Source organism: Pseudomonas sp. TH06, from assembly GCF_016651305.1.
Lineage (GTDB): Bacteria > Pseudomonadota > Gammaproteobacteria > Pseudomonadales > Pseudomonadaceae > Aquipseudomonas.
In genome coordinates, this window is the sequence record NZ_JAEKEC010000001.1 from 744,481 (window position 1) to 759,495 (window position 15,015).

The 15,015-nt window shown below is 61.1% G+C and carries 16 protein-coding genes; 14 read left to right on the top strand and 2 right to left on the bottom strand.

Annotation, left to right across the window (positions count from 1 at the left end):
- Positions 1–33: 33 nt before the first annotated feature.
- The 14 genes from JFT86_RS03335 to ureC all read left to right on the top strand — a co-directional run bounded on the left by JFT86_RS03335 (position 34) and on the right by ureC (position 13,369).
- Positions 34–822 carry an ABC transporter ATP-binding protein gene (locus JFT86_RS03335; protein WP_201235709.1) on the top strand — a complete coding sequence of 263 codons (789 nt, stop codon included), beginning with the start codon at positions 34–36 and terminating at the stop codon, positions 820–822.
- Positions 819–1,766 carry an ABC transporter substrate-binding protein gene (locus JFT86_RS03340; protein ID WP_201235710.1) on the top strand — a complete coding sequence of 316 codons (948 nt, stop codon included), beginning with the start codon at positions 819–821 and terminating at the stop codon, positions 1,764–1,766. The genes JFT86_RS03335 and JFT86_RS03340 overlap by 4 nt, the downstream gene beginning before the upstream one ends.
- Entirely contained in the window at positions 1,763–2,773 is a 1,011-nt protein-coding gene (locus JFT86_RS03345) for an iron ABC transporter permease (protein ID WP_201235711.1), read from the top strand. The genes JFT86_RS03340 and JFT86_RS03345 overlap by 4 nt, the downstream gene beginning before the upstream one ends.
- A 228-nt stretch (positions 2,774–3,001) precedes the next feature.
- Complete coding sequence (gene urtA, locus JFT86_RS03350; RefSeq protein WP_201230385.1) at positions 3,002–4,267, top strand: urea ABC transporter substrate-binding protein; 1,266 nt, start codon at positions 3,002–3,004, stop codon at positions 4,265–4,267.
- Positions 4,268–4,504: 237 nt separating this feature from the next.
- On the top strand, positions 4,505–6,007 hold the full coding sequence (gene urtB, locus JFT86_RS03355; RefSeq protein WP_201235712.1) for an urea ABC transporter permease subunit UrtB: 1,503 nt from the start codon (positions 4,505–4,507) through the stop codon (positions 6,005–6,007).
- On the top strand, positions 6,007–7,086 hold the full coding sequence (urtC, locus tag JFT86_RS03360; protein WP_201235713.1) for an urea ABC transporter permease subunit UrtC: 1,080 nt from the start codon (positions 6,007–6,009) through the stop codon (positions 7,084–7,086). The genes urtB and urtC overlap by 1 nt, the downstream gene beginning before the upstream one ends.
- Positions 7,083–7,952, top strand: a complete 870-nt coding sequence (gene urtD, locus JFT86_RS03365) for an urea ABC transporter ATP-binding protein UrtD (RefSeq protein ID WP_201235714.1) — start codon at positions 7,083–7,085, stop codon at positions 7,950–7,952. The genes urtC and urtD overlap by 4 nt, the downstream gene beginning before the upstream one ends.
- Before the next feature lie 134 nt (positions 7,953–8,086).
- Positions 8,087–8,785 carry an urea ABC transporter ATP-binding subunit UrtE gene (urtE, locus tag JFT86_RS03370; protein WP_201235715.1) on the top strand — a complete coding sequence of 233 codons (699 nt, stop codon included), beginning with the start codon at positions 8,087–8,089 and terminating at the stop codon, positions 8,783–8,785.
- Between the two features lie 43 nt (positions 8,786–8,828).
- Positions 8,829–9,668 carry an urease accessory protein UreD gene (locus JFT86_RS03375; protein ID WP_201235716.1) on the top strand — a complete coding sequence of 280 codons (840 nt, stop codon included), beginning with the start codon at positions 8,829–8,831 and terminating at the stop codon, positions 9,666–9,668.
- A 147-nt stretch (positions 9,669–9,815) separates the two neighbouring features.
- Positions 9,816–10,118 carry an urease subunit gamma gene (gene ureA, locus JFT86_RS03380; RefSeq protein ID WP_007915951.1) on the top strand — a complete coding sequence of 101 codons (303 nt, stop codon included), beginning with the start codon at positions 9,816–9,818 and terminating at the stop codon, positions 10,116–10,118.
- Positions 10,119–10,127: 9 nt separating this feature from the next.
- Positions 10,128–10,661: a GNAT family N-acetyltransferase gene (locus JFT86_RS03385; RefSeq protein WP_201235717.1), complete on the top strand. Its 534-nt coding sequence runs from the start codon at positions 10,128–10,130 to the stop codon at positions 10,659–10,661.
- A gap of 5 nt (positions 10,662–10,666) precedes the next feature.
- Positions 10,667–11,200 (top strand): GNAT family N-acetyltransferase, encoded by a 534-nt coding sequence (locus JFT86_RS03390; protein WP_201235718.1) that lies wholly within the window; start codon positions 10,667–10,669, stop codon positions 11,198–11,200.
- A complete protein-coding gene (locus JFT86_RS03395) occupies positions 11,200–11,508 on the top strand; it encodes an urease subunit beta (RefSeq protein WP_201235719.1) in 309 nt (102 codons plus the stop codon). The genes JFT86_RS03390 and JFT86_RS03395 overlap by 1 nt, the downstream gene beginning before the upstream one ends.
- 160 nt (positions 11,509–11,668) lie before the next feature.
- Positions 11,669–13,369, top strand: coding sequence for an urease subunit alpha (ureC, locus tag JFT86_RS03400; RefSeq protein WP_201235720.1), 1,701 nt, complete (start codon positions 11,669–11,671; stop codon positions 13,367–13,369).
- 167 nt (positions 13,370–13,536) lie between these two features.
- On the opposite strand, the gene JFT86_RS03405 is transcribed toward ureC, so the two are convergent.
- Both JFT86_RS03405 and JFT86_RS03410 read right to left on the bottom strand, forming a co-directional pair.
- A complete protein-coding gene (locus JFT86_RS03405; RefSeq protein ID WP_201235721.1) occupies positions 13,537–13,842 on the bottom strand; it encodes a chaperone modulator CbpM in 306 nt (101 codons plus the stop codon).
- A 23-nt stretch (positions 13,843–13,865) separates the two neighbouring features.
- A complete protein-coding gene (locus JFT86_RS03410) occupies positions 13,866–14,816 on the bottom strand; it encodes a DnaJ C-terminal domain-containing protein (RefSeq protein ID WP_201235722.1) in 951 nt (316 codons plus the stop codon).
- Positions 14,817–15,015 lie beyond the last annotated feature (199 nt).

The window sequence follows — 15,015 nt, forward strand, 5'->3', positions numbered from 1 at the left end:
CGCCACAAATGATTTACTGAAATCAGGAAAGTAATGACTTCACTGACCCTCGCCAACCTCGCCTGGACGCCCTTGGGCCACGGCCACTGCCATCACCAGTTCCAGCTGCGTGACGCCTCCTTGCAAGTGGCTGCCGGTGAATTCGTCGGGCTGATCGGTCCCAACGGCAGCGGCAAGACCAGCCTGTTGCGCTGCGCCTACCGCTTCAGCCAGCCCGAGCACGGCGAGGTCAGTCTCGATCACTACAACGTGTGGAAGCAGTCATCGCGTTGGTGTGCGCAACGCATCGCCGTGGTCTTGCAGGAGTTCCCCGATGCCTTTGGCCTGACCGTCGAAGAAGTCGTCGCCATGGGCCGCACACCGCACAAAGGTCTGTTCGATGGCGAAACCCTCGAGGACCGCAACATCGCGACCCAGGCACTCAAATCGGTAGGCCTCGAAGGCTTCGAAGACCACGCTTTCGCGACCCTTTCCGGCGGCGAAAAACAGCGTGTGATTCTTGCCCGCGCCCTGACCCAGCAACCGCAACTGCTGATCCTCGACGAGCCGACCAACCACCTCGACCCGCGCTATCAGCTCGAACTGCTGCAACTGGTCAAACGCCTGCAGATCGGCACGCTGGCCAGCATTCACGACCTGAACCTCGCGGCCGCCTTCTGCGACCGACTCTATGTGATCAACCACGGTCGCATCGTCGCCAGCGGCACACCTCGAGAAGTCCTCACCACCGAACTGCTGCGCGACGTTTTCGGCGTCGAGGCATTGATCGACTCCCACCCCATTCACAGCTACCCGCGAATCACCTGGATAACCCGACCATGACTGTGCGTTCCCTGCTTTGCGTCGCTCTTTTGTTGTGCAGTGCCCAGGCCTTGGCCGAGGCCACGAAGTACCCGCTGACCATTCAAAGTTGCAATCGCGAAGTGACCTTCAAGGCAGCGCCGAAACACGCAGTCAGCCACGACATCAACATGACCCAGATGATGCTCGCCCTCGGCCTCAAGTCGCGAATGGCCGGTTACAGCGGCGTCAGTGGCTGGAAGTCGGTGACACCCGAAATGCAGTCGCTGCTCGACGGTCTGCCGGAGCTGGCAGCGAAATATCCGTCGGTGGAAACCCTGCTCAATGCCAACGTCGACTTCTTCTTCGCCGGTTGGGATTACGGCATGCGCGTCGGCGGCGATCTCACCCCGCAAACCCTGCAACCGCTGGGCATCAACGTGTATGAGTTGACCGAGTCCTGCGCGTTCGTGATGAAGCGCCCGGCGGCGACGCTGGACGACACCTACAACGATCTGCGCAACCTCGGCAAAATCTTCGACGTGCAGGACCGCGCCAATGCGCTGATCGCCCAGATGCAGGCGCAAGTCGCCGCAGTGCGCAAAGACCTGCCCGCCGCCAAGCCGCGGGTTTTCCTCTATGACAGCGGCGAAGACCGCGCCATGACCTCCGGCCGCCTCGGCATGCCACAGGCGCTGATCGATGCCGCTGGCGGGCGCAATATTCTCGACGACGTCGACGCGAGCTGGACGCGGGTCAACTGGGAGACCGTGGTCGAGCATAATCCGCAGGTCATCGTCATCGTCGACTACAGCGAAATCACTGCCGAGCAGAAGATTGAATTTCTGCTGAACAACAAAGCCCTGCAATCGGTGGACGCGATCAAGAACCAGCGCTTCATCGTCATTCCGTATGTGCAGGCCACCCCGGGGATCGACAACGTACTGGCGGTGGAAACACTGGCCAAAGGTTTCCACGGCGAATGATCAACCGTCGCTACGCCCTGTTGCTGATCGCCCTCGGCGCCGTGTTGCTGGTGTCGTGCGTGGTGTCGCTCGGCTTCGGTCCTGCGCGGGTGCCAGTGGACGTGGTGTGGCGGATTTTGCTGCACAAGGCTTTTGGCATTGGCGAGGTCGACTGGAGCGCCGGGCAGGAACACATCGTCTGGCTGATCCGCGTGCCGCGCATGTTGCTTGGCGCGCTGGTGGGCGCCGGACTGGCGCTGATCGGCGCGGTGTTGCAAGCGGTGACGCGCAATCCTCTGGCCGATCCTCATCTGCTTGGCGTTACGTCGGGGGCGACATTGGGCGCGGTGATCGTGGTGTTGCATGTCGGCGAAATCATCGGCCTGCTGACCTTGCCGATTGCCGCATTCATCGGCGCCCTGCTGAGCATGTTGGTGGTGCTGGCGATTGCCAGTCGACATGGCCGGCTCGACAGTGACCGCCTGTTGTTGTGCGGTGTGGCGGTGTCGTTCGTGATGATGGCGATCGCCAATCTGCTGTTGTTCATGGGCGACCATCGCGCCAGTTCAGCGGTGATGTTCTGGATGCTCGGCGGCCTCGGTCTGGCACGTTGGGAATTGCTCGCGGTGCCGGCAGCGAGCGTGCTGCTCGGGTTGCTCTTGCTGCTGGGCATGGCCCGCCCATTGAACGCGCTGATGGCCGGCGAACAGACCGCCGTCACCCTCGGTCTGAATGCTCGCTCGGTGCGCTTGCGGGTCTTTGTCATCGCCTCGTTGATGACCGGTGTGCTGGTGTCGATCAGCGGCTCGATCGGTTTTGTCGGGCTGATGGTGCCGCACATTGCGCGGCGCCTGGTGGGTGCCGAGCACCGGCGATTGCTGCCGGCGTGCGTGTTGCTGGGCAGTGTGTTTCTGATCTGGGTCGACGTCGCCGCTCGCACGATGATCGCCCCCGAAGACCTGCCCATCGGCGTCGCCACTGCTGCCATCGGCGGTCTGTTTTTCATCGGCCTGATGCGCCGCCGCTAAGCCACACCCTCTCCCCTCCTACAGGGATCGGTTGCGCCCCAATCTGGCGCGGCCGCCTGCACCAACGCTCCACGAGCGTTCCTTCATGGTGCATCGCGACCACGCACAACCGCTCTAAACCGACGTTTTCCTGCCCATCCCCGACCGGGCACAGCCCTTGCAAAACACAGCTTCAGTCGTCCGCATCTGCCAACCATAAAAAACTTTAACGTTCATGGAGATCGCACAATGAAGCGTCGCAGTTTGATCAAGGCTTTCACACTCACGGCATCCATTGCCGCGATGGGCATGACCTGGACTGTCCAGGCCGCCGAGACCATCAAGGTCGGTATCCTGCATTCGTTGTCCGGCACCATGGCGATCTCTGAAACGTCGCTCAAGGACATGGCGCTGATGACCATCGACGAGATCAACGCCAAGGGCGGCGTCAACGGCAAGATGCTCGAGCCGGTGGTGGTCGACCCGGCGTCGAACTGGCCGCTGTTCGCTGAAAAGGGCCGGCAGTTACTGACTCAGGACAAGGTCGCCGTGGTGTTCGGCTGCTGGACGTCGGTGTCGCGTAAATCGGTGTTGCCGGTGTTCGAAGAGCTCAACGGTCTGCTGTTCTACCCGGTGCAGTACGAAGGCGAAGAGATGTCGCCGAACGTCTTCTACACCGGCGCCGCGCCGAACCAGCAAGCGATCCCGGCGGTTGAATACCTGATGAGCGAAGAAGGCGGCAGCGCCAAGCGCTACTTCCTGCTCGGCACCGACTACGTCTACCCGCGCACCACCAACAAGATCCTGCGTTCGTTCCTGCATTCCAAAGGCGTGGCCGACAAGGACATCGAAGAGGTCTACACCCCGTTCGGTCACAGCGACTATCAAACCATCGTCGCCAACATCAAGAAATTCTCCGCTGGCGGCAAGACAGCCGTTATTTCCACCGTCAACGGCGACTCCAACGTGCCGTTCTATAAAGAGCTGGCCAACCAGGGCCTGAAAGCCACCGACGTTCCAGTCGTGGCGTTCTCCGTCGGTGAAGAAGAACTGCGCGGCATCGACACCAAACCGCTGGTGGGCAACCTCGCAGCGTGGAACTACTTCGAGTCGGTGGAGAACCCGCAGAACAAGAAATTCGTCGCTGACTGGAAAGCCTACGCGAAGAAACACAACCTGCCGGGCGCCGACAAAGCCGTGACCAACGACCCGATGGAAGCCACGTATGTCGGCATCCACATGTGGGCGCAAGCGGTGGAGAAAGCCAAGTCCACCGACGTCGACAAAGTCCGCGAAGCCCTCGCCGGCCAGACCTTCGCCGCGCCGTCGGGCTACACGCTGACCATGGACAAGACCAATCACCACCTGCACAAACCGGTGATGATCGGCGAGATCCAGGCCGATGGTCAGTTCAACGTGGTGTGGCAGACCGAAGGCCCGATCCGTGCGCAGCCTTGGAGCCCGTTTATCGATGGCAACGACAAGAAGCCGGATTATGCGGTGAAGAGCAACTGAGCCACTGGCTGTCGGACTGATACGTTTTTTCAGTCCGACACAATCCCCTGTAGGAGCGAGCCTTTGTGGCGAGGGGATTTATCCCCGATGGGTTGCGTAGCAGCCCCAAATCCAGCAGTCGCGGTGTCTCAGATTGATCGCATCGACTGATTTTGCGACTGCTTCGCAGCCGATCGGGGATAAATCCCCTCCCCACAAAGGCTCGCTCCCACAATGTCCGCGTCAAGGCGACTGACTATGCCCACTGCCATCTACCGTTTGCTTCTCGCCATTGCACTGTTGTTGCCGATGCTGGCCCACGCCGGAGATGCCGAAGACTTCGTCGCGGCCAATCCCGTGCAGCAGGCAAAACTGCTCGAAGCCTGGGCCGCGCAGCCCGATCCGGCCCGTATCGAACTGATCAACGCCCTGCAACAAGGCGAATTGACCGTCGACGGCCAACCCAAAACCCTGCGTCTGAACAACCGCCTGCGGGGTCTGATCGACACCGCCATGGCCAGCCACCAATTGCTCGCCGTCGACGCCAAAATCCGTCTGAGTGCTGCGCAGCAATTGCAGAAAAGCGCGAAACCCGCGCAGCTGAAATTCCTCGACCAGCAACTGGCTGGCGAAAAAGATCAAAGCGTTCACGCCGCCCTGAGCCTGGCGCTGGCCAATCTGCAACTGGTCGACAGCGACCCATCGGTGCGCCTCGCCGCCGTGCGTCTGCTTGGCGAAACCGGCGATCCACTGGCACGTACGCGCCTCGAAGGTTTGCTCGAACCCGGCGTCGAAACCGACGCCAATGTGCGCACCGCCGCCGAAACCAGCCTCGCCCAAGTCAAACGCAAACTGCTGATCGGCGAGATCCTTGGTCAAGCCTTCAGCGGCATGTCGCTCGGTTCGATTCTGCTGCTCGCGGCGCTCGGTCTGGCGATCACCTTCGGCCTGCTCGGGGTGATCAACATGGCCCACGGCGAGATGCTGATGCTCGGCGCCTACTCGACGTATGTGGTGCAACTGATGTTCCAGCGTTATGCACCGCAGGCGATCGAGTTCTATCCGCTGATCGCCTTGCCGGTGGCGTTTTTCGTCACCGCGGCGATCGGCATGGCGCTGGAGCGCACGGTGATTCGTCACCTCTACGGCCGCCCACTGGAAACCCTGCTCGCCACCTGGGGCATCAGCCTGATGTTGATTCAGCTTGTCCGTTTGTTGTTCGGCGCGCAGAACGTCGAAGTGGCGAACCCGGCGTGGCTGTCCGGCGGGATTCAGGTGTTGCCGAACCTGGTGCTGCCGTACAACCGCATCGTCATCATCGCTTTCGCCTTGTTTGTGGTGGTGCTGACCTGGTTGCTGCTGAACAAGACTCGCCTCGGCCTTAACGTCCGCGCGGTCACCCAGAACCGCAACATGGCCGCCTGCTGCGGCGTACCCACCGGACGCGTCGACATGCTCGCGTTCGGCCTCGGTTCGGGCATCGCCGGCCTTGGTGGTGTGGCGCTGAGCCAGATCGGTAACGTCGGCCCGGACCTCGGTCAGAGCTACATCATCGACTCGTTCCTGGTGGTGGTACTTGGCGGCGTCGGTCAACTGGCCGGCAGCGTGCTCGCCGCGTTCGGTCTCGGTATCGCCAACAAGATTCTTGAACCGCAGATCGGTGCGGTGCTCGGCAAGATCCTGATCCTCGCGCTGATCATTCTGTTTATCCAGAAACGTCCGCAAGGCCTCTTCGCACTGAAAGGACGGGTGATCGACTGATGAACCAGCCCCTGTTAGTCACGGCCACACAAAAGGCCGGGCCGAAAGTCACGATGGCCGTGGGTGGGGTGATTCTCGCCCTGCTGATTGCCCTGCCGTTGCTGTCGTTGTTACCCGCAGAAAGTGCCCTGCATGTCTCGGCCTACACCTTGACGCTGGTCGGCAAAATCCTCTGCTATGCCATCGTCGCCCTCGCGCTGGATCTGGTCTGGGGATACGCCGGTCTGCTGTCGCTGGGCCACGGCGTGTTCTTCGCGCTCGGCGGGTATGCGATGGGCATGTACCTGATGCGTCAGGCCGCCGGTGACGGCTTGCCGGCGTTCATGACCTTCCTGTCCTGGAGCGAATTGCCGTGGTACTGGACCGGCACCAGCAGCTTCGTCTGGGCGATGTGTCTGGTGGTGCTGGCGCCGGGATTGCTCGCACTGGTGTTCGGTTTCTTCGCCTTCCGTTCGCGGATCAAAGGCGTGTATTTCTCGATCATGACCCAAGCCCTGACCTTCGCCGGGATGCTCTTGTTCTTCCGCAACGAAACCGGGTTCGGCGGCAACAACGGCTTCACCAATTTCCGCACGATCCTTGGTTTCGGCATCACCGAACCGGGCACCCGCGCGGTGCTGTTTCTGGCGACCGTGTTGCTGCTCGTGGCGAGTCTGTTCATCGGCTGGCGTCTGGCGCGGAGCAAGTTCGGACGGGTGCTGACGGCCCTGCGCGATGCGGAAAACCGCTTGATGTTCTGCGGCTACGATCCACGCGGTTTCAAGCTGTTCGTCTGGGTCTTGAGCGCGGTGTTGTGTGGTCTGGCCGGGGCGCTGTACGTGCCACAGGTCGGGATCATCAACCCGAGTGAAATGTCACCGACCAACTCCATCGAAGCCGCTGTGTGGGTGGCCCTCGGCGGTCGCGGCACTTTGATCGGGCCGTTGCTCGGTGCCGGCGTGGTCAACGGTATGAAGAGCTGGTTCACCGTGGCTTTCCCGGAATACTGGCTGTTCTTCCTTGGCGCGCTGTTCATTGTCGTGACGCTGTACCTGCCCAAAGGCGTGATTGGCCTGCTGAAGAAACGAGGTGAGCAATGAGAGTCACAGCGAGCGCTGAATTCATGCTGGAGCCAGCCTTCTTCCCCGTCGAACCGAACAAGGATGCCGGCACCAGTCGCGACTCCATCGGTCTCGGCCAAAGCGCCGGCCCGGGGCTCGACACCCGCCACGGCACGATCCTGACCCTGGAGGACATCAGCGTCAGCTTCGACGGCTTCCGCGCCTTGAACAACCTCAATCTGTACATCGGCGTCGGCGAACTGCGCTGCATCATCGGCCCCAACGGCGCAGGCAAAACCACGTTGATGGACGTGATTACCGGCAAGACTCGCCCAAGTCACGGCAAGGCCTGGTTCGGCGAAACCCTCGACCTGACGCAGATGAGCGAAGTGCAGATCGCCCAGGCCGGTATCGGTCGCAAGTTCCAGAAACCGACAGTGTTCGAAGCCCTGAGCGTGTTTGAAAATCTCGAACTGGCGCAGAAGACCGACAAATCGGTCTGGGCCAGTTTGCGTGCGCGCCTGAGCGGCGAGCAGCGAGACCGTATCAGCGAAGTGCTGGAGACCATTCGCCTGACAACGTCGGTCAATCGTGCAGCGGGCCTATTGTCCCACGGTCAAAAGCAGTTTCTGGAAATCGGCATGTTGCTGATGCAGGACCCGCAACTATTGCTGCTCGACGAACCGGTGGCCGGCATGACCGACGCCGAAACCGAGTTCACTGCCGAGTTGTTCAAGAGCCTGGCCGGCAAACATTCGCTGATGGTGGTGGAACATGACATGGGTTTTGTCGGCTCGATTGCCGACCACGTCACCGTGCTGCACCAGGGCAGCGTGCTGGCCGAAGGTTCGCTGGAACAGGTGCAGGCCGATGAGCGAGTGATCGAGGTCTATTTAGGCCGCTGAACTGCAAACACTTATCAAAACTGTAGGAGTGAGCCTGCTCGCGATAGCGGTATATCAGACAAACAAATGTTGAACGACACACCGCTATCGCGAGCAGGCTCACTCCTACAGAAGGATTTGAGGAGAATTTGAGAATGCTGCAAGTCGACAAGCTGCATCAGTATTACGGCGGTAGCCACATCCTGCGCGGCCTCAGCTTTGAGGTGAAGGTCGGCGAAGTCACTTGCCTGCTCGGCCGTAACGGCGTCGGTAAGACCACGCTGCTCAAATGCCTGATGGGGCTGTTGCCGGCCAAGGAAGGCGCGGTGAATTGGGAAGGCAAACCGATCACTTCGTTCAAGCCGCATCAGCGCGTGCACGCCGGAATCGCCTATGTGCCGCAGGGTCGAGAGATCTTCGGACGGCTGACCGTGGAAGAAAATCTGCTGATGGGTTTGTCACGCTTTCCCGGTAGCGAAGCGAAAGAAGTACCAAGTTTCATCTACGAATTGTTCCCGGTACTGCTACAAATGAAGCAGCGTCGCGGCGGCGATCTGTCCGGAGGGCAACAACAGCAACTGGCGATTGGCCGCGCACTGGCCAGCCGTCCACGTCTGCTGATCCTCGACGAACCCACCGAAGGCATTCAACCCTCGGTGATCAAGGAGATCGGCGCGGTGATCAAGCAGCTCGCGGCACGCGGCGACATGGCGATTCTGCTGGTGGAACAGTTTTACGACTTCGCCGCTGAACTGGCCGATCAATACCTGGTGATGTCTCGGGGCGAGATCGTGCAGCAGGGGCGCGGTGAAAATATGGAGGCCGAAGGTGTGCGCGGGCTGGTAACGATCTAGTACAACGAACTAATCTGTAGCTTCCTAACGATAATTACAAACCATGAATTCGACTGTTTCACCTGCCCTGTTTACCCCGAGCTGGCACGCCGAGCTGGAACTGGCCTACGCCCGTTTCGGCGATTGCACGCGCCCGGTCATGCGTCGACACCTCGGCCCGCTGCGGGTACAGAAGCATCTGTACGCCGAAGGCCCCGAAGTCTGCCAACACATCATCGTCCACCCACCGGGCGGGATTGCCGGCGGCGACCGACTGGACATCAGCGCGCGGGTAGAACAGGACGCCTGGGCGCAGATCACCAGCCCCGGCGCAGCCAAGTGGTATCGCGCCGCAGGGCCTGCTTATCAGAAGCTCGACTTGCACATCGCTGCCGGCGCGACACTGGAATGGCTGCCGCAAGAGACCATCGTCTACAGCGCCGCCCAGGCCGAACTGAGCACCTCGATTGATCTGGAAGGTGACGCCCGGCTGTTCTACTGGGACGTGGTGGCGCTGGGTCGCCCGGCCAGTGGTGAACGGTTCGACCTCGGGCATTTCCAGGCGCATCTGGATATTCGCCGCGACGGTCGATTGCTCTGGCATGAACGCCAGCGCATTGTCGGGAATGACGGTTTGCTCGATTCGCCGATTGGTCTGGATGGTCACCCGGTGTTTGCGACGCTGCTGGTGACCGGTGAAATTGATGCTGAACTGCTGGAGCGCTGCCGCTCGCTGAATCATGAAGTACGCGGCGATCTGACCCAGTTGCCGGGGTTGTTGATCGCCCGCTGCCTGGCGAGTGAAGCGCTGTTGGCGCGGGGCTGGCTGATCGACCTGTGGCGCCTGCTGCGCCCGGCCCTGCTCGGCCGCGAGGCTCAGCCCCCACGAATCTGGAATACCTGAAATGCATTCCCCTGTAGGAGTTGCCGAAGGCTGCGATCTGTTGATCTTGCTTGTGAAAATCAACATCAAAAGATCGCAGCCTTCGGCAGCTCCTACAGTCAGTGAACGACTTGATAACTTCTGCCTGCCGACTATGGATTTCAAACGATGGACCTGACCCCACGCGAAAAAGACAAGCTGCTGATCTTCACCGCCGGCCTCGTCGCCGAACGGCGCCTGGCCCGTGGCGTGAAGCTCAACTACCCGGAAGCCATGGCCTATATCTCCGCCGCGCTGCTCGAAGGCGCCCGTGACGGCCAGACCGTGGCCGAGCTGATGCACTTCGGCACCACCCTGCTGAGTCGCGAGCAAGTGATGGAAGGCATCCCGGAAATGATCCCGGAGATCCAGGTCGAAGCGACGTTCCCCGACGGCACCAAACTGGTCACTGTCCACCAACCGATCGTCTGAGGCCGCGCCATGACTTACTCCATTCGCCATGCCGTCCACGCCGACCTGCCGGCGATCCGTGACATCTACAACGATGCCGTGTTCAACACCACGGCGATCTGGAACGAGTCTGCCGTCGACCTCGGCAATCGTCAGGCGTGGTTCAGTGCCCGCCAGGCGCAGGCCTATCCGATCCTGGTGATCGTCGACAGCGACAACAGCGTGCTCGGCTACGCTTCCTACGGTGACTGGCGGCCATTCGACGGTTTCCGCCACACCGTCGAGCATTCGGTCTACGTGCGCAGCGACCAGCGCGGCAATGGCCTCGGCCCGCAACTGATGACCGTACTGATCGAACGGGCGAAGACTGGCGGCAAACACGTCATGGTCGCCGCCATCGAAAGCGGGAATGCCGCCTCGATTCGTCTGCATGAGCGCGCCGGATTTGTCATCACCGGGCAGATGCCGCAAGTCGGCACCAAATTCGGCCGCTGGCTTGACCTGACCTTCATGCAACTGACCCTCAACCCTGGCGCGGAGCCGCCTGACGCCAACAAGGAGTGACACCGATGAACGCCGCCCAATTGCGCCGCGTCAACGCCGAAAGTTTTGCGCACTATCGTCAGGGCCTGATCGACCTGCTGCTCGACGCGGTGGGATATGGCGCCAGCGTCGGCTTCATGGCCGACCTCGATGCCGCTCAGGCCCGTGCCTATTTCGATGACGTGCAACAGCAAGTGAACAAGGGCAGCGTGTTGCTCTGGGTGGTGGTCAAGGACGAACAGGTACTGGCCAGTGTGCAACTGGGCCTGTGCCAGAAGTCCAACGGCCTCAATCGCGCCGAGGTGCAAAAGCTGCTGGTGCGCGAACACGCCCGGCGTCGCGGTCTCGGTCAGCAACTGATGCAGGCGCTGGAGCAGGAGGCCCCCAAACACAAGCGCGGCATGCTCTACCTCGACACCGAAGCCGGCTCGCCCGCCGAAGACTTCTACAAGGCCCTGGGTTACACCCGCGCCGGTGAAATCCCCGACTACGCCTGCGATCCAACTGGCACGTATCGACCGACCGCCCTCTATTACAAGATTCTGCAAGGAGCCCAGTGATGATTCCTGGCGAGTACCAGATCCAGCCCGGCGACATCGAGCTCAACGTCGGCCGCCGCACCGTCAGCCTGAAAGTCGCCAACAGCGGCGACCGGCCGATTCAGGTGGGGTCGCACTATCACTTTTTCGAAACCAACGACGCGCTGACCTTTGATCGCGCAGCCAGTCGCGGCATGCGCCTGAACATTCCGGCGGGCACGGCGGTGCGCTTTGAACCGGGCCAGAGCCGCGAGGTTGAACTGGTCGATTACGCCGGGCACCGGCGGGTGTTCGGCTTTGCCGGACGAGTGATGGGTGACCTCGACTGACACCGATGTGAACCCAAAAAGATCGCAGCCTTCGGCAGCTCCTACAGAGGTCATACAGTCTTGAGCCGATCACTGACTGTAGGAGCTGTCGAGCGCAGCGAGGCTGCGATAGCGAGCTATGCGAGCGGTCTCAAAAACAATTGAATCCCAAGGCAAGCACATGAAAATCTCAAGACAAGCCTACGCCGACATGTTCGGCCCCACCGTCGGCGACAAGGTGCGCCTGGCCGACACCGAACTGTGGATCGAAGTCGAAAAAGACTTCACCACCTACGGCGAAGAAGTGAAATTCGGTGGCGGCAAAGTGATCCGCGACGGTCAGGGCCAGAGCCAGTTACTGGCCGCCGAAGTCGTCGACACACTGATCACCAACGCACTGATCATCGACCACTGGGGCATCGTCAAGGCCGACGTCGGCCTCAAGGACGGGCGCATCGCCGCCATCGGCAAGGCCGGCAACCCGGACGTGCAGCCCGGCGTGACCATCGCTATCGGCGCCAGCACCGAAGTGATCGCCGGTGAAGGCATGATCCTCACTGCCGGCGGCATCGACACACACATCCACTTCATCTGCCCGCAGCAGATCGAAGAAGCGTTGATGAGCGGCGTCACCACCATGATCGGCGGCGGCACCGGGCCTGCCACTGGCACCAACGCGACGACGTGCACGTCCGGCCCGTGGCACCTGGCGCGCATGCTGCAGGCCGCCGATGCCTTCCCGATGAACATCGGCCTCACCGGCAAGGGCAACGCCAGCCTGTCGGAGCCATTGATCGAGCAGGTCAAGGCCGGCGCCATTGGCCTCAAGCTCCACGAAGACTGGGGCACCACCCCGGCAAGCATCGACAACTGCCTCAGCGTCGCCGACCAGTACGACGTGCAGGTGGCGATCCACACCGACACCCTCAACGAGTCCGGATTCGTCGAAACCACCCTCGGTGCGTTCAAGGGCCGTACCATCCACACCTATCACACCGAAGGCGCTGGCGGCGGTCATGCGCCGGACATTATCAAGGCCTGCGGTTTCCCCAACGTATTGCCGAGTTCGACCAACCCGACCCGACCGTTCACCCGCAACACCATCGACGAACACCTCGACATGCTGATGGTCTGCCATCACCTCGACCCAAGCATCGCCGAAGACGTCGCGTTCGCCGAAAGCCGCATCCGCCGCGAAACGATTGCCGCCGAAGACATCCTTCACGACCTCGGCGCCTTCTCGATGATCAGCTCCGACAGCCAGGCCATGGGCCGAGTCGGCGAAGTCATCACGCGCACCTGGCAGACCGCCGACAAGATGAAAAAACAGCGCGGCCCGCTGCCGCAGGACGGCGAAGGCAACGACAACTTCCGCGCCAAACGTTACATCGCCAAATACACGATCAACCCGGCAATCACCCATGGCATCAGCCACGAAGTCGGTTCGATCGAAGTGGGTAAGTGGGCCGATCTGGTGCTGTGGCGCCCGGCATTTTTCGGCGTCAAACCGACGTTGATTCTCAAGGGCGGCGCCATTGCCGCAAGCCTGATGGGTGATGCCAATGCCTCGATTCCAACGCCGCAACCGGTGCACTACCGGCCGATGTTCGCCAGCTACGGTGGCTCGCTGCATGCCACCAGCCTGACCTTCATCAGCCAGGCCGCGCAGGAAGCGGGCCTGCCGGAAACTCTGGGGCTGAAGAAGAAAATCGCCGTGGTCAAAGGTTGCCGCGAGGTGCAGAAAACCGATCTGATCCACAACGACTATCTACCGGACATCGATGTTGATCCGCAGACCTATCAGGTGAAAGCCGATGGCGTGTTGCTGTGGTGTGAGCCGGCAGAGGTATTGCCGATGGCACAGCGGTACTTTTTGTTCTGACAACAAAAAAGGCCCCTCGGGGCCTTTTGCTTTTCTGTCTGTCATACCGCGTCAGCGTTCATCGCGAGCAGGCTCACTCCTACAAGAGCCTGCGTACGCCGATCCAGTGTAGGAGTGAGCCTGCTCGCGATAGGGCCAGATCAGCCCCCACAAAACCTTCAGACGGACTACTCAACCACCAGCCGCCCCAATCGCTGGCGCAACATGAGGTTTTCAGCACGCAGTTCGCGCACCTCTTCCAGCAAATCCAGCGCCAGCGCGACGCCTTCCCACTCCAGATCCAGATCGCGCCGCAGCTTCGCGGCGCGCTTGGCCAGGGCCAGTTCGTAATCGGTGAAACGCCATTCCCGGGGCTGCTTGCCCTGAGGTTCGAGGATGCCGTGTTCGACGATTTCGATCACGTAGACGTCCGATAAATCGGCCGCCTCACAGAATTCTGCCATGTCCAGTTGAACGATCAGGGGGCTGCTCATGATGGGCTACTCCGTCGTCGGGTTCAGAAGTTCTCTCGCGGATTGAACGCAGCTTTCTTCGCCAGTTCCTGCCACAGCGCCTTGACCTCATCGTCGGACGCTTTTGGCATCACGGCTTTGAGTTGCACGAACAGGTAACCGCGCTCGCCCGCCTTGTTTTTCAGACCATGACCCTTGGCGCGCATGCGCTGGCCGTTCTGACTGCCGGCCGGGACCTTGAGGTTGATCTTGCCGGTCAGGGTCGGTACGGCGACTTCAGCGCCCAGCGCCAGTTCCCACGGTGCCAGCGGCAGCGTGATGATCAGGTTCTCGCCTTCGACATCGAATTTCGGGTGTGGCGCAAAACGAATGGTCAGGTACAGATCGCCATTCGCCCCGCCACCAATGCCCGGTGCGCCCTGGCCTTTGAGGCGGATGCGCTCGCCGTCGGTCACACCGGCCGGAATCTTCACGTTCAGGCTCTTGCTGGTATTGCTGACGTGCTGGCCGTTGGCGTTGTATTGCGGCACCTGGAAGGTGACTTTCTTCGACTCGTTCGACAGCGTCTCTTCGAGGAAGATCGGCAGTTCCATTTCCACGTCTTGCCCTCGGCGCCCTGCACTGCGTTGTTGCCGACCTTCGCCGCCACCGAAACCGGGGCCGCGATTGCCGAAGATCGAACTGAAAAAGTCCGAGAAGTCGCCGGTGTCACCACCGCCGCCGCCAAAACCGCCACGGCTCTGCCAGCCCGGTGGCCCCTGGAATGGCTGACCGTGCTGGCCGTAGCGGCGCAGTTCGTCGTATTCGGCGCGTTTGTCGGCGCTTTTCAGCGCTTCATAGGCCTCCGAGGCATCCTTGAACTTGGCCTCGGCGTCTTTTTCCTTGCTGACATCGGGGTGGTATTTGCGCGCCAGCTTGCGATAGGCCGCCTTGATCGCCTTGTCGTCAGCCGTCGGCTCCACGCCGAGTATCTTGTAATAGTCTTTGAAGTCCATTGAAGGAATCACCATCCGTTATCGATTTCGCGCCGATGCCAGCATGCGCCAATGTGCGCACGCCAGGTTGACCGATCTCAAGGTTGTGACCGGGTGGCGCAGCAGAAGTTTATCGGCAGTGGACGGCGGTTCTTGCGACCGCCGGTGGTTCTGCCGGCCCATGCCAGCAAGTTTGGGGCAAAGTCCGCGCTTTCAACCC

Coding starts and splice junctions, on each gene's coding strand:
- JFT86_RS03335 (WP_201235709.1), top strand. CDS start 34: ATGACTTCACTGACCCTCGCCAACCTCGCCTGGACGCCCTTGGGCCAC.
- JFT86_RS03340 (WP_201235710.1), top strand. CDS start 819: ATGACTGTGCGTTCCCTGCTTTGCGTCGCTCTTTTGTTGTGCAGTGCC.
- JFT86_RS03345 (WP_201235711.1), top strand. CDS start 1,763: ATGATCAACCGTCGCTACGCCCTGTTGCTGATCGCCCTCGGCGCCGTG.
- urtA (WP_201230385.1), top strand. CDS start 3,002: ATGAAGCGTCGCAGTTTGATCAAGGCTTTCACACTCACGGCATCCATT.
- urtB (WP_201235712.1), top strand. CDS start 4,505: ATGCCCACTGCCATCTACCGTTTGCTTCTCGCCATTGCACTGTTGTTG.
- urtC (WP_201235713.1), top strand. CDS start 6,007: ATGAACCAGCCCCTGTTAGTCACGGCCACACAAAAGGCCGGGCCGAAA.
- urtD (WP_201235714.1), top strand. CDS start 7,083: ATGAGAGTCACAGCGAGCGCTGAATTCATGCTGGAGCCAGCCTTCTTC.
- urtE (WP_201235715.1), top strand. CDS start 8,087: ATGCTGCAAGTCGACAAGCTGCATCAGTATTACGGCGGTAGCCACATC.
- JFT86_RS03375 (WP_201235716.1), top strand. CDS start 8,829: ATGAATTCGACTGTTTCACCTGCCCTGTTTACCCCGAGCTGGCACGCC.
- ureA (WP_007915951.1), top strand. CDS start 9,816: ATGGACCTGACCCCACGCGAAAAAGACAAGCTGCTGATCTTCACCGCC.
- JFT86_RS03385 (WP_201235717.1), top strand. CDS start 10,128: ATGACTTACTCCATTCGCCATGCCGTCCACGCCGACCTGCCGGCGATC.
- JFT86_RS03390 (WP_201235718.1), top strand. CDS start 10,667: ATGAACGCCGCCCAATTGCGCCGCGTCAACGCCGAAAGTTTTGCGCAC.
- JFT86_RS03395 (WP_201235719.1), top strand. CDS start 11,200: ATGATTCCTGGCGAGTACCAGATCCAGCCCGGCGACATCGAGCTCAAC.
- ureC (WP_201235720.1), top strand. CDS start 11,669: ATGAAAATCTCAAGACAAGCCTACGCCGACATGTTCGGCCCCACCGTC.
- JFT86_RS03405 (WP_201235721.1), bottom strand. CDS start 13,842: ATGAGCAGCCCCCTGATCGTTCAACTGGACATGGCAGAATTCTGTGAG.
- JFT86_RS03410 (WP_201235722.1), bottom strand. CDS start 14,816: ATGGACTTCAAAGACTATTACAAGATACTCGGCGTGGAGCCGACGGCT.